The sequence below is a fragment of the Elioraea sp. genome (assembly GCF_022842375.1).
GTDB lineage: Bacteria > Pseudomonadota > Alphaproteobacteria > Acetobacterales > Acetobacteraceae > Elioraea_A.
In genome coordinates this window covers 28,461-41,343 of the sequence record NZ_JALHPR010000021.1, presented here as the reverse complement: position 1 = coordinate 41,343, position 12,883 = coordinate 28,461, and the positions used below count along the sequence as shown (strand labels likewise).

Sequence of the window (12,883 nt, the reverse complement as noted above, 5' to 3'; positions counted from 1 at the left end):
GGCGATCGCGCTGGTGGGCCGGGCAGGGCTCGAACCTGCAACCAGGCCGTTATGAGCGGCCAGCTCTGACCATTGAGCTACCGGCCCACCACGCGCATTCATGCGAAGCGGTGGGGCTCCCCGCAAGCCCCACTCCGCACGCCCAAAGAACGTGCGAGAGTTCGCTGCCGTGAGCCGGATGGCGCGGTGTCCGAGAACCGGCGCGCAGCGGCCTGATGGGCCGTGAGCACCGGAAGCGCAGGACACCAAAGCCAGACGGCCACGGCAGTAACTATCGTGCGGTCTTTCAGCCGGTGATGGCGGCATACACCATCTGCATCATCAGGCGACGATAGGCGGCCCGGCCAACGCTCGGCGCGGCCGACATGAACACCACCGCCAGTTCCTCCTTCGGGTCGGCCCAGAAATATGTGCCGCCATAGCCAGCCCACATGAACTGGCCCTGCTGCCCCGGAACGCCCGCCACGCCATCGGCAAGCCGCACGGCGAAGCCAAGCCCGAAGCCATAGCCCCTCGTGCCGAGCAGCAGCTCACCAGGCTGCACCGGCTGGGCGATCCCGCTGCCCAGATGGTCGGACGTCATGAGCCGCACCGTCGCGGGCGAGAGGATCCTCACGCCGCCGAGCGACCCGCCATTGGCCATCATCTGCGTGAAGCGGAGATAGTCGGCCGCCGTCGAGACGGCCCCTGCCCCGCCAGAGGCATTGCCCGGCGCGCGGCTGACATCGATCAGCCCCACGGGGGTGTTGTTCGCCGCCGGGTCGACGCCGAGCCCCTGCGCGAGCCGCCCCGCCTTTGGCTCGGGAACGAAGAACGCCGTGTCGGCCATCCCAAGCGGCTTGAAGAGCCGCTCCTCGAGGAACACTTCCAGCCGCTGGCCGGAAGCTGCCTCGACCACGCGGCCGAGAACGTCGGAGGAGAGGCTGTACTCCCAGGTGGTGCCCGGCTGCTTGGCAAGCGGGGCTGCGGCGACCGCGGCGGTGAATTGCTGCGGCGTCAGTTGCCGCGCATCGAACGGATCGGTGCCACGGAACACACCGCCCTGCGTGTAGGCAGTCCGCACCTGCGCGTTCTGGGTGATCTCGCCATACGCCAGGCCCGAGGTGTGGCGCAGCAGGTCCTGCACCGTCATCGGCCGTGCCGCCGGCACCTGCACATAGGAGACGGATGCCGTCAGCGGGTCGATCCGCGGCTCGCTCACCACCATCCGGTCGAAGCCCGGCAGGTGGCGCGAGACGGGGTCGGTCAGCTGGAGCTTGCCTTCCTCGACCAGGATCATCGCCGCGACCGATACCAGCGGCTTGGTCATCGAGTAGATGCGGAACACGGCATCGGGCGCGAGGGTGGCGCGCGTCGCCTTGTCGCGGAAGCCGACGGCCTCGGTGTGCACGAGCTTGCCGCGGCGCGCGACCATGATGACGCCGCCAGGCAGCCTTCCGGCATCGACCTCGGCCGAGAGAAGCTGGCCGATGCGGGCAAGTCGGGCAGGGTCGAGCCCGACCTCCTCCGGCTTGGCGGCGGGGAGCGGCTGGGCATGGGCGAGGGGGATGGCGAATGCGACCGCGAGCAGCGGCGGCAGCGCCATGAGGGAACGACGGTGCATCGGAACGTCCTCCGGTTTCTAGACGGCGGGGTTGGCTCCCCGCCGCGCACCGCATGGTAGCGGTCCGGAACGTTCCGCCAAGCCCCGGTCGTAGCCGGTCAGTTCGCCAGCAACCGCCTGATCGCGTCACCTGCCTTGGCCATGCTCACCACGCCTTCGAGATGCCCGAGCGGCCCTTCGAGATCGACAACGTCCACCTCCCGCCCCTGCTGGCGCAGCGTCTCGGCGAGCCTGCGGTTGTATTCGATGGGGAACACGCGGTCGCTCACCGAGGGAACGATCAGCCATTTCGCCCTGCTGCGCGAGAGCGCCGCCTCGGGGCTGTCGTAGCCTGAGAGGAACAGCTGGTTGGCGCGGATCAGGTAGAGGAAGTGGTTCGCGTCCGACACCCGCGCACGAGCCATCGCGGCATCGTCGAGCCACTTCTCCATCGCGAACCGCTCGGTCACGCTCCGCCGCGGGTCCTGCCCCTCGGCGAAGCGGGTGCCGAGAGCGGTGGCCCAGGGGTGGTCGCGCGCATGCAGCGTGACGAGCTTCAGGCTCTCCGCGAGCCCTGCGACCGGCTCGGTCGTGCTGCCATGGTACCTGCCCGCGTTCCAGGCTGGGTCGAGCCTGATCGGCGCTGCCCAGAGCTCGAGCCAGCCGATGATCCAGCCATCCACCCGGTCGGTGCCGATCACCGACATCGCGCGCTGCACCATATCGGGATAGGCCGCTGCCCACTCGATCGTCTGGAGCGCGCCCATCGAGGCGCCGGCGACCAGAGCGAGCCGGCGCACGCCGAGGCTGTCGAGCAGCTTCTTCTGCGTCTCGACGAAATCACGGATCGTCATCACCGGGAAGCCCATGCCCCAGGGGCGGCCCGTCTCGGGGTTGGTGGTCGCTGGGCCTGTCGTGATCGTGTTCGGGTCACGCGTGTTGATGTTCAACGGCGTGTCGGCGGCGATCACGAAGTACTTGTTCGTGTCGATCGGCCTGCCGGGGCCGATGATCGCGTCCCAGTAGCCGGGCGGGCCACCGGCCGTGTAGCGACCGAAGGCGTGGCTGTTGCCGGAGAAGAAATGCGCGACCAGCACGGCATTGTCGCCAGCCCCGTTCAGCGTTCCCGCCGTCTGGTAGCCGATGCGCAGGGCCGGGATGGGCTGACCGTTCTGCGTCACGAAGCGTGGGATCTCGAAGCTCTTCTTCTCGACGATCAGTTCCTGCGCCGCCGCCTGGGGCGCGAGCGGTCCGGCGAGAAGCGGCAACGCGGCAAGGGCTGCCAGCAGGTGGCGTCTCAGCATCGTTTCTCTCCCGTTGGCCAGATCCGGCGGGTCCATGCTGCACGCACCGCTTATGCCGGTGCAATCACCGGCTGCTCCCCATGGCGAAAGCCGCCCGGTGCCGCTATGGTCCGCCACCCTTCGACACGCCAACAGGTGACAGAGACCGATGGACCTCAGCCAGATCCCGATCGGCAAGAACCCGCCCTCCGACATCAACGTGATCGTCGAGATCCCGCAGGGCGGCGTTCCGGTGAAGTACGAGCTCGACAAGGACAGCGGCGCCCTGATGGTCGACCGTTTCCTCCACACCGCCATGTACTACCCGGGCAATTACGGCTTCGTGCCGCACACGCTCGCCGAGGACGGCGACCCGATGGACGTGATGATCGTGACACAGGCGCAGCTCGTGCCTGGCTGCATCGTCCGCTGCCGGCCGGTGGGCGTGCTCCAGATGCATGACGAGGCGGGGGCGGACGAGAAGGTGCTTGCCGTGCCTGTCGACAAGCTGCACCCGTTCTACACGGGCGTGAAGAGCTACACCGACCTGCCCTCGATCCTGATCGAGCAGATCGCCCATTTCTTCAAGCACTACAAGGACCTGGAGAAGGGCAAGATCGTCAGCCTCGGCGACTGGGGCGGTCCTGAGGTGGCGGAGCGGCTGATCCTGCAGAGCATCAAGCGCGCCGTCGACAGCAAGGACGTGCGCCGCCACTACGAATAGGCCTCAGCCCAGGAGCAGGTTCCAGAGCGCGAAGCCCGGAGCCGCTGCGATCGTCGTCCAGAGGCAGAGCGAGGCCGCGGTGCGCATGTCCTGCCCGCCCGAGGCGGCGACGAGGAAGAAGCCGAGGCTGACCGGACAGGCGGCCATCAGCGCGCCGGCCACCACCGCCCCCTCCGGCAGGCCGAGTGCCACCGCCGCCGCCACGTAGGCAGCGGGCTGGAGGAGCAGCTTAGCCGGCACGGCCCAGGCAACACCCGCGAGCGGCCGCAGCGACAGCCCCGCCCTGCCGGCCGCGAGCGCCGCGCCGAGGCTGATCAGCGCGCCCGGCACGGCACCGCCCGAGAGCATCCCCGCAAGGGTGGCGACAGGGCCGGGCAGCGCGAGGCCCAGGCCCCGCATCGCGAGGGCTGCCAGCATCGCCCAGGCGATCGGCGCGCGCACGAGGGCCGTGATCCCGGCGCGAATTCCCCCCTTGGTGAGCATCACCATGCCGAGGTTCAGCGTGCCGAGAACATCGAGCACGAGGATCGCGATCGCCGCCCCCACCGCCGCAGGGTCGGTGCCGAGCGGCGAGACGGCGATCGCCGGAAGCCCGATATAGCCGAGGTTCGCGCTGATCGCGGCCATGAACGCGACACGCCTGAGCCCCGGCCGCGCGAGCAGCGCCGCGACCGACCCCGTCACGCCGCTGGCCAGCGTGTAGGCGAGCGGGGCGAGCAGGGCTGCCGGGGGCGGCGGGGCCGCTTCGGCCACGAAGCGGAACACGAAGGCCGGCAGGGCAGCGTAGAGCACGAAGGCGCGCAGGCCCGCCTGTGCCGCCGGCAACGCGAGCGGACCGCGCCCGAGCAGCCAGCCAAGCAGGATCAGCGCGAAGAACGGGGCGAGGACCGGAAGCGGGATCACGCCGCGCGGGTGATCTCAGAGGCCCGACTGTTCACAGCCCCGACTGGGCCATCCGGCAGATCGCACGCGCCACCGCCTGCGCGCGCGGCACGATCGACGCCACCTCGAGATACTCCTCCGGCGTATGGGCCTTGCCGCCGACGGGCCCAACGCCGCAGATCGTCGGCGCGCCCATCGCCGCCGTGAAGCCGCTGTCGGCGCAGCCGCCAGAGAACTCGCCCTGGAGATCGGCCTTGCTGGAGGCATCGCGGTAGAGCTCGAACAGCGCCGCGGAGCCAGAGCCCTGCGTGACGGGCAGGAACTCGCCGTTGATCCGCCATGTCCCTTTCGTTCCCGGAACATGCGCGGTGCGCACGATGGTGGCGATCCGCTCCAGGATCTCGTCGCGCTGCGCGGGCTCGACATAGCGGAAATCGATGTCGCCCTCGGCTGAGGGGGCGACGGTGTTCACGCTCTGCCCACCACGCACCACGCCGACATTGAGCGTGATGCCGCGCGAGAGGTCGGTCAGCGCATGGATTGCCTGCACCTTGCGGGCGAGCTCCTCGATCGCCGAGATGCCAGCCTCGAAATTCCCGCCCGAATGCGCTGCCTTGCCCTCGATCATCATGGTCGAGAACACGCCCCCCTTGCGGCCGGTGACGACATTGCCCGAGGGGCGGCCTGGTTCGCTGTTGAACACCGCGCGCGCGGAGCGGCCCTCCGCCTCGATCAGCGGCCGGCCTTCGGGAGAGGCGATCTCCTCGTCACCTGTGAAGAGGCCGACGAGGGGTGCCGGGTGCCCGCCGAGTTTCTGGAACGCGGCGATGACGAAGCAGTTCATCACCAGCCCTGCCTTCATGTCGGCCACCCCCGGCCCATAGGCGAGGCCGTTCTCGATCCGGAACGGCCGGCGGCGTGCCTCGCCCTTCGGGAACACCGTGTCGCGATGGCCCATCAGCACGATGTTGCGGCCTGCGTTGGCCCCGCCCGCGCCCTCGTCGGGCCCGGCAAGCACGGCGCGCAGCACGTCGCCCTGCTTCGTGCCTGGCTTGACCTCGACGGGGATGTTGCGTTCGGCGAAGAACGCCTTGATCTGCTCTCCCACCGCATCGACGCCCGCCTTGTCGGCGCTGCCGCTGTCGGTGTCGACCATGCGCTGGAGCATCGCGATCATCGCGCTCTCCTGCGTGGCGAGCCAGGCCGTGATGGCGGCTTCAGTCGGTGCGGCGTTCATGCTGGCCCTCCGGGTTGTTCAGCGGGAGACTCATGGGGAGTGACGACCCGGTCAAGGCGGGGTGCGTGGAAGGAGTAGCGTGCCGCTTCGGCAAGGGCGTCCCTGACCATACCAAACGTAAGGACCGCAAGCCCATCCGGCAGGTCGCGAAGTGCGCCGAGACGGTTCCACGTCAGTCGATTCAATAGCCTGATGCTGTCGTCACGCCATGCATCCGGCCTGAGGAGCACGTCCGACCATGCGACTGCGAGCTTCGCATCATCGACCTGTTCCTCCACCCCGAGGATCGGCCGGCGATACCAGGTCACGACTTCCTGCCACTCTTCAGCGGTGCAGCTGCACGAGAGGGCGAGCGCAAATGCGAGACCAGGGAAGGCAGCACGAGCCGAATCTTCGCCCAGGAATCGCCGCAGCTCCTCATCGCTCCTGCTCGCCCGCGCGAGCCGGTAGAGGTTCACGAACCGCTTGGCCCCCCGCGGGCCAGTCGCAGCGAGCGGCATCAGCGCTGCGAGCACCTCGGCTTCCGGTTTCGTCAGCGTCACGCGCTTGACCTCTGCCGCACGCATCTCGACAGGCGTCTCGTCGCCCGGCTGCGGCAGCTCGTCAGGGTCGATCGTGAACTCGCCCTGGACCGCCTCGACCTTCGGCGATGAGCTGGACAGCGTCGGCTCCTGCGGCACCTCCATTCCCTCAGGCAGCAAGACGCGCGCGAGGCCGGCGAACCCATCACCGCCCGGCGCGAGGCGCGGCAGCCAGAACGGCACCTGGAAGATCTTCTCGAGATAGTCCCCCGGCCCCGCCTGCCCCTCGCCACCCAGCTGTCCCGCGTAGTACCGGCGCAGCGCGCCTTCGAGCCACCGCGCATCGACCGCGACGACGACGACGAAGAGGCGGAACTGCAACAGCAGCGCGACGGCCTCCAGCACCTTCACCACCTGGTCCTCGCGCAGCCGGTCGAGGTCATCGATGTAGAGGATGATGCGATCGAGCACGGGCAGGTCCGTCCGCGTCGTGCGCCGGGGATCGCGCTGCGCGGCCATCAGGTCATCCAGCCGCTGGAAGCTCCGCCGCAGGCGGCCAACGAGGCCGATCTCCTGCTGGTAGCCGCGCAGCTCGTCGCTCTCGTTCAGGAAGAAACGCAGCATCGCCTGCGGCGTCGCCGCTGCCTTCTCGATCGCGTCGAGCCCCGTCAACGCCTTTGCCGCCGCCGCCTCGCGTTCGACCAGCGCCTGTGCCGCGGCACTGCGTGCGTCCGCCAGCGCCGCACGCTCGCGCCTGAGGTCGGCCTCCGCCTTCTCCTCCGCCTCCACCGCATCGAGCAGCGGCGAAAGGCGATTGAGGGCAGCCACCACGCGGCCGACAAAGGGTGCGGCGAACGCGACGAATGCGGCCACCGCCTGAAGCGCTCCGGGTGGCACGAACCAGGCAACGGCGACGGCGAGTGCCGCCGCTGCGCCAAGCGTCATCGCAAGCCGCGTGGAAGCGAGCTTCACGACGCGGCGAAGGATCGCCAAACTGCCACGACCGCTTGCGGCGAGCGTCAACGCCTCCTCGGCAAGGCGCTGCGCGGTGGCCGTCTCACCGGGCTTCAGCGCGCCAAGATCGCGCAGCAGCGCCGACACATCCTCATGTCGCGCCAGCAGGATGGACGATGACCGCTCGGCCAGGGCGGCGACCGGGCGCATCAGCTTCTCGTCGATCGCCTTCAGCTTGGTGTCGATGCCCGCGAGCGTCGTCTGCGCCTCGCGGACGGCATCGTCGGCCCCCTTCCGCGCCAGCTTCGCCGCGTCGGTGCGCGCGCTGATCTCGGCCAGAAGCGTGCTCGCACGATGGCTCGCCTCATCGCCCGTGCCCTCGATGCGCGCAAGTTCGTCACGCAACCCCTCGAAGATCTCGACCGCCAGGCTCGCCCAGAGATTCGCATCGGCGAAGCTCCACGCGTTGAAGCGGATCTGCGCGACGCGCGTGGCGAACGGGCTCGCCGGATCGTCCTTCCAGGCGGCGCCGATGCGCGCGACCTCGCCCTGCATCATCGCCATGAAGGTCGACTTGCCGCTGCCCCAGTCACCGAACAGGCCGATGGCAAGCGGTGGCGCGTTGTCGGCGAGGCAGGCGAGCTCGGCGAGCCGCTTCGCATCACCGCGGCGACCGAGCGCGTCGTCCTGCACCCTGGGTGCATCGGCGGCGAAGGCGGCCGGCGCGACGGTAGGGACTGCAAGGATGCGCCGCCAGGCTCCGAGGTTCTCGCCACTCTCGGGGTTCCGCTCGATCGCGGCGAGAACTGGCGCGCGGAGCGAATCGGGGCTGATCGACCAGTCGCGCCACCACACGCGGCGGAGGGCGGCAGTGAGCATCGACGTGTTGGGGGCGGCAATCAGCGCAGCGAGCAGGTGCCGTGCGTCAATGCGCGACCGTGCGACAGTGACCGAGGCAAGGCCTCGAGCGACCGCAAAGGCTTCCTGAAGGAGAGGTGACAGGGGCAGTGTAGTGGGGGCGTCGCTCCGCGCATTGGCGTCGTCCATTGCCTGCTCGATGCGTGATCGGCCGACGAGCGTCTCAAGCTCATCGGCTACAACGCTGAACGTTCCACGGTTCTGCGCACCCGCGACAACAATCCCCGCGATGATGTCACTCAGGCCGATTGGGCGAGCCTGTCCGAACCTCTCCCTCCTTGTCAGCGCAAGGGCGGCCGCGAACGAAACCGCCGTCCGCGTTGACAGCGAGATGTCCGCTTGCCTCGCCTCGCCGAACGTGCCCGGGACAGGTGGTCGTAATGACTGCGCATCCATCCTAGAACGTTATCCCACCGGCACGGCTGCGCAAAACATCCCGATTCAGGCCAAACTCTCCTTCTTCCCCGGCAGGACACCCCTGCCCACCCGCCCGGGCGAGCACAGGCCTGATCGCGCTGCGCGACGACCAGGCGCAACATCGTCGTGTCTCGCCTCGGCGCGCATCCGCTGCCTCGCAGGGAAACCCGGTTGACGACGCCCCAGTTCGAATAACCCCCCGCGAGGTGTGGATTTCTGCGCGGCATCGTTGGTAGCATCCATGCGCGCGATGTCCGGGATGATGACGCGCGACAGGAACCGTGCGTGGCCCACGCGGTGTTCGCCAACGCCGCAGACGCGTCACGCCCGCATTGAACGACAGGGAGGATGCACCATGGGCTTGACGACGATTGCGTTGCATGTGGAACCGCAGGCACGCGAGAGGATCGACGCGCACCTCGCGATGCCGCTTGCGATCGCGGAGGCGCATGCCGCGCACGTGACCGCCCTCGTCTTCTCGACAACGGCAACCCAGGTGGACGCGGTGGCAGGCGAGGCCGAACCATCCGATGGCGACCACGCGGCGCAGGAGGATGCCGTCGCGGAGCAGGTCCGCCATGCGTGCGAAGCGCGCGGCGTGCGCCTCGAGCTTCGCGGCCGAAGCAGCTTTGCCTACGGGGTCGGACAGAATTTCGCGGACCAGATGCGCGTCAGCGATGTCGGCATCATGTCCTTCGCGTCGGGAGCTCAGCTCGGTCGGCGCTTCGTGGCGTCGGGGGGCGTCTTCTCGTCGGGACGTCCCCTGCTGCTCGTGCCGGAGAACTGGGGCGTGCGCGCGCATCCCTCGCGGATCATCGTGGCCTGGGACGCGACCCCGGCAGCCGTGCGCGCGGTGCACGGCGCGCTGCCCTTCGTGAAGCGGGCGAACACGGTCACCATCGTGAGCGTGACCGACGACAAGGAGTTCCGGCCGGGCCAGTCGGGGGTCGAGCTGGCCCACCTTCTGGCACGCCACGGGGCCAATGCCTCGTTCAGGCCAGTGCAGCGCGGCCGCGGCGGCGTGACCCGCGCCATCCTGGACGTCGCGCGCGAGGCCGATGCCGACATGATGGTGATGGGAGCCGTCCGGCACGCGCCGCTGCACAATCTCGTGTTCGGCAGTGCGACGATGGACGTGCTCGACCACGGCCCGACACTGCCAACGCTCCTGGCCGCTTAGGCTCGTCGCCTGGCTTTGGCAGTTGGCGACCCGTCAGGGAGGGTCGGTGGGAGGCATCGTCGTCGCGGTTGCACCCGTCTATGCTGCCCCTCCCCTCCCCTGCCGGATGCCCCCCCGTGAGTACAGGCCTGATTGCGCTTCTCGACGATATCGCGCTCATCGCCCGCAAGGCGGCGGTGACGCTCGATGACGTCGCCGCACAGGCGACGAAGGCCGGTGCGAAGGCAGCCGGCGTCGTGATCGACGATGCCGCCGTCACGCCACGCTACGTCGTCGGCTTCGCCGCGGCGCGCGAGATCCCGATCGTCCGCCGCATCGCCATCGGCTCGCTGAAGAACAAGCTGATCTTCCTGCTGCCGGCGGCCCTTGCCCTCAGCCTGTTCGCGCCCTGGGCGATCACGCCGCTGCTCATGCTCGGCGGCGCCTATCTTTCCTATGAGGGGACGGAGAAGGTCCTGGAGGTGCTGTTCCCGCACGCCGCGCACGCCCACGAGGCGGCGATCGGCGTGGCGGCGCCAGATCCGCAGGCCGCGGAGGATGCCAAGGTGCGCGCGGCGATCGGCACAGATTTCATCCTCTCGGCCGAGATCATGGCGATCGCCCTCGCGACCATCCCGGAAGCCTCGCTCGCCTCGCAGGCCGCCATCCTCGCCACCGTCGGCATCGGCATCACCGTCGTCGTGTACGGGGCGGTGGCGCTGATCGTGAAGGCGGACGATGCCGGCCTCGCGATGTCGCTGAGCCCGTCCGCGGCGATCGCGGCACTTGGGCGCGGCCTCGTGAAGGGAATGCCGTACTTCCTCACCGCGCTCAGCATCGTCGGCACGGCGGCGATGATCTGGGTCGGTGGCGGCATCATCCTGCACGGGCTCGAAGGCTACGGCGTGACGCAGCCGGGGCACCTGGTCCATGCCATCGCGCACGCCGCCGGCGCTGCCGTGCCGGCCCTCGGCGGGGTGGTCACGTGGATCGTCGCCGCGGCGGGTGCGGGCGTCGTTGGCCTCGCGGTCGGCGCGGCACTCATTCCGATCGTGCAGACGGTCATCCTGCCGTTGCTCGCGCGCGTGCGCGGCACCAAGGCCCACTGACACACACACCAGGGACACGCAGCATGGCAACGCTCGCCGAGAAGGGCGCCGGCGCCTTCGACCTCACAGGCCGCACCGCCGTCGTTACCGGTGCTGCGAGCGGGCTTGGCCGCGCGATGGCCATCGCGATGGCTGCCTGCGGCGCGCGGATCGCCGCCATCGATCGTGACGCCGCGGGCCTCGCCTCTCTCGCCGCCGCGATCGGTTCCGAGAGCTTCGTTGGCGATGTCGCCGATCTGGGCTTCCGTGACGAGGTGGTAGCGCGCACCACGGCGTCGGGCCGCGTCGACATCCTGCTGTGTTCCGCAGGCGTGGCGCTGAGGAAGGATGCGCTCGAGACGACGCCCGAGGAATTCGATGCGATGATGGGCGTGAACGTCCGCAGCATCTTCTTCTGGAACCAGGCGTTCGGGCGCCACATGATCGCGGCAGGTGGCGGGGCGATCGTCAACGTCGCCTCGCAGGGCGGCATCATCCCGCTCGAGGGCAGGCCAGCCTACTGCGCGAGCAAGGCAGCGGTGATCCAGCTGTCGAAATCGCTCGCGCGTGACTGGATCCCCCATGGCGTGCGCGTGAATGCGATCGCCCCTGGCCTATCCGACACGCCCTTCATCGCCTCGATGCATGACGTGCCGGGGCGGATCGAGCGCGCGCTTGCCCACATCCCTGCCGGCCGCATGGGCGTGCCGGATGACATGGTCGGGCCGATCCTGCTGCTCGTCTCCGATGCCGGGCGCTACATCATTGGCCAGGTGCTCGTCGTCGATGGGGGATGGACGGTGTTCTGATTACGCATCATTTCACACCAGCATCGGTCATCCGGTACCAGGCGATGATCGCCGCGACATAGAGCTCATGCAGCGCATGCAGCGGCAGCCTGCGGATCGGCGTTACCGGGAAGGGGATCGCCGCGCGGTTGCCTGAGGCGATCGCCTCCGCGACCGCAGCTCCCATCGCCGTCTGCAGCCCGATGCCGCGGCCCATGCAACCAATCAGCGCGAGCAGCCCCGGCTCGGGCTCATGCACATGCGGCAGGAAGTCGCGCGTGACCGAGACGCGGCCGCACCAGCGATAGGCGATCGGCGTTCCGGCGAGTTGCGGATAGAGCTTGCCGACGACGCGCTCGAGATGTGCCCAGTCGCCAGGCCCCGTGGGCTCGCGATAGGGGCCGCGGCCGCCCATCAGGAACCGCCCCTCATGATCGAGCCTGAAGTAGAGCAGCAGCTTCCGCGTATCCGACGTCACCTGCCCATAAGGCAGGATGGACTTGCGGAGATTGTCCGACAGCGGTTCGGTCGCGATCTGGAACGTGTTCGGGAACACCGCGGTCTGGCGCAGGCCCGGCACCAGGCCACCCGGATAGCCGCCGGTGGCGACCATCACCGTGGGTGCCGTGACGCGCCCACCCGTGCGGGACGTGATGCGCCAGGCGGTCCCCGCCCGCGTGATTTCCGACACGGGGCTGTCGGTGTGCACGGCAGCCCCTGCGGCAATGGCGGCACGCGCGAGGCCCCGCACATAGGCGAGCGGCTGCACGGCTCCCGCGCGGCGATCGAGCCAGCCGCCGAGGTACTTCTCCGAGCCGAGGTGGTCGACCATCGCCGCTCGGTCGAGCACCGCGACATCGGCGCCGCGCGCTTCCCACTCCCCAGCCCTGCGTCGCACCGTCTCGACCATCGCCTCGGTGTGCGCGCCCTGGATCCAGCCGCTGCGGCGATGCGGCACGTCCATCCCGTGTTTCGTGATCAGATCGAACACACGATCGGCCGTGCCGCCGACGAAGGCGGCGAGAGCGCGGCCAGCCTCGCGGCCATAGCGTGCCTCGATCGCGTCAGGGTCCTCCTTGATGCCGGGGATCACCTGCCCGCCATTCCGGCCCGACCCGCCGAAGCCGATCTCGCGCGCCTCGAGCACGACGGCTCGCTTGCCCCGTTCGGCGAGATGCAGCGCCGCCGAGAGGCCGGTATAACCGCCGCCGATGATGCAGGCATCGGCCTCGACGTCGGCGGTGAGCGGCACTGTCTCCGGCGGCGGCGGTGCCGTCGCGGCCCACAGCGACGGGGCAAGTGGAAAGGGGTCTGGCATCGGACGTCCTCT

Annotated in this window: 10 protein-coding genes and 1 tRNA gene; 4 read left to right on the top strand and 7 right to left on the bottom strand. The window is 69.3% G+C overall.

What is annotated here, in order from left to right:
* Nucleotides 1–11: 11 nt before the first annotated feature.
* The 3 genes from Q0C38_RS16545 to Q0C38_RS16535 all read right to left on the bottom strand — a co-directional run bounded on the left by Q0C38_RS16545 (nucleotide 12) and on the right by Q0C38_RS16535 (nucleotide 2,886).
* Nucleotides 12–87 (bottom strand) — tRNA-Ile (locus Q0C38_RS16545).
* Nucleotides 88–286: 199 nt separating this feature from the next.
* A complete protein-coding gene (locus Q0C38_RS16540; RefSeq protein WP_291298218.1) occupies nucleotides 287–1,603 on the bottom strand; it encodes a serine hydrolase in 1,317 nt (438 codons plus the stop codon).
* A 98-nt stretch (nucleotides 1,604–1,701) separates the two neighbouring features.
* Complete coding sequence (locus Q0C38_RS16535; RefSeq protein WP_291298217.1) at nucleotides 1,702–2,886, bottom strand: homoserine O-acetyltransferase; 1,185 nt, start codon at nucleotides 2,884–2,886, stop codon at nucleotides 1,702–1,704.
* 148 nt (nucleotides 2,887–3,034) lie between these two features.
* On the opposite strand from Q0C38_RS16535, the gene ppa reads away from it, so the two are divergent.
* Nucleotides 3,035–3,589: an inorganic diphosphatase gene (gene ppa / locus Q0C38_RS16530; RefSeq protein ID WP_291298216.1), complete on the top strand. Its 555-nt coding sequence runs from the start codon at nucleotides 3,035–3,037 to the stop codon at nucleotides 3,587–3,589.
* A gap of 3 nt (nucleotides 3,590–3,592) precedes the next feature.
* Here ppa and Q0C38_RS16525 read toward each other — a convergent pair whose 3' ends face one another.
* From Q0C38_RS16525 to Q0C38_RS16515, 3 genes are read right to left on the bottom strand one after another with little or no spacing between them, the layout of a single operon-like run.
* Entirely contained in the window at nucleotides 3,593–4,492 is a 900-nt protein-coding gene (locus Q0C38_RS16525) for an AEC family transporter (protein ID WP_291298215.1), read from the bottom strand.
* A 31-nt stretch (nucleotides 4,493–4,523) separates the two neighbouring features.
* Nucleotides 4,524–5,708 (bottom strand): M20 family metallopeptidase, encoded by a 1,185-nt coding sequence (locus Q0C38_RS16520; RefSeq protein ID WP_291298214.1) that lies wholly within the window; start codon nucleotides 5,706–5,708, stop codon nucleotides 4,524–4,526.
* Nucleotides 5,705–8,062, bottom strand: coding sequence for a P-loop NTPase fold protein (locus Q0C38_RS16515; protein ID WP_291298213.1), 2,358 nt, complete (start codon nucleotides 8,060–8,062; stop codon nucleotides 5,705–5,707). Before Q0C38_RS16515 ends, Q0C38_RS16520 begins: the two co-directional genes overlap by 4 nt.
* 811 nt (nucleotides 8,063–8,873) lie before the next feature.
* On the opposite strand from Q0C38_RS16515, the gene Q0C38_RS16510 reads away from it, so the two are divergent.
* The 3 genes from Q0C38_RS16510 (at nucleotide 8,874) to Q0C38_RS16500 (ending at nucleotide 11,574) form a co-directional block, all read left to right on the top strand.
* A complete protein-coding gene (locus tag Q0C38_RS16510; RefSeq protein WP_291298212.1) occupies nucleotides 8,874–9,698 on the top strand; it encodes a universal stress protein in 825 nt (274 codons plus the stop codon).
* Nucleotides 9,699–9,814: 116 nt separating this feature from the next.
* Nucleotides 9,815–10,786, top strand: coding sequence for a DUF808 domain-containing protein (locus Q0C38_RS16505; protein WP_291298211.1), 972 nt, complete (start codon nucleotides 9,815–9,817; stop codon nucleotides 10,784–10,786).
* A gap of 23 nt (nucleotides 10,787–10,809) precedes the next feature.
* Entirely contained in the window at nucleotides 10,810–11,574 is a 765-nt protein-coding gene (locus Q0C38_RS16500; RefSeq protein ID WP_291298210.1) for an SDR family NAD(P)-dependent oxidoreductase, read from the top strand.
* Between the two features lie 7 nt (nucleotides 11,575–11,581).
* Here Q0C38_RS16500 and Q0C38_RS16495 read toward each other — a convergent pair whose 3' ends face one another.
* Nucleotides 11,582–12,871: an FAD-binding oxidoreductase gene (locus tag Q0C38_RS16495; protein ID WP_291298209.1), complete on the bottom strand. Its 1,290-nt coding sequence runs from the start codon at nucleotides 12,869–12,871 to the stop codon at nucleotides 11,582–11,584.
* Nucleotides 12,872–12,883 lie beyond the last annotated feature (12 nt).

Excerpts from the sequence above, each read along its gene's own strand:
- Q0C38_RS16540 (WP_291298218.1), bottom strand. The coding sequence starts at position 1,603 with ATGCACCGTCGTTCCCTCATGGCGCTGCCGCCGCTGCTCGCGGTCGCA.
- Q0C38_RS16535 (WP_291298217.1), bottom strand. The coding sequence starts at position 2,886 with ATGCTGAGACGCCACCTGCTGGCAGCCCTTGCCGCGTTGCCGCTTCTC.
- ppa (WP_291298216.1), top strand. The coding sequence starts at position 3,035 with ATGGACCTCAGCCAGATCCCGATCGGCAAGAACCCGCCCTCCGACATC.
- Q0C38_RS16520 (WP_291298214.1), bottom strand. The coding sequence starts at position 5,708 with ATGAACGCCGCACCGACTGAAGCCGCCATCACGGCCTGGCTCGCCACG.
- Q0C38_RS16515 (WP_291298213.1), bottom strand. The coding sequence starts at position 8,062 with ATGCTCACTGCCGCCCTCCGCCGCGTGTGGTGGCGCGACTGGTCGATC.
- Q0C38_RS16510 (WP_291298212.1), top strand. The coding sequence starts at position 8,874 with ATGGGCTTGACGACGATTGCGTTGCATGTGGAACCGCAGGCACGCGAG.
- Q0C38_RS16500 (WP_291298210.1), top strand. The coding sequence starts at position 10,810 with ATGGCAACGCTCGCCGAGAAGGGCGCCGGCGCCTTCGACCTCACAGGC.
- Q0C38_RS16495 (WP_291298209.1), bottom strand. The coding sequence starts at position 12,871 with ATGCCAGACCCCTTTCCACTTGCCCCGTCGCTGTGGGCCGCGACGGCA.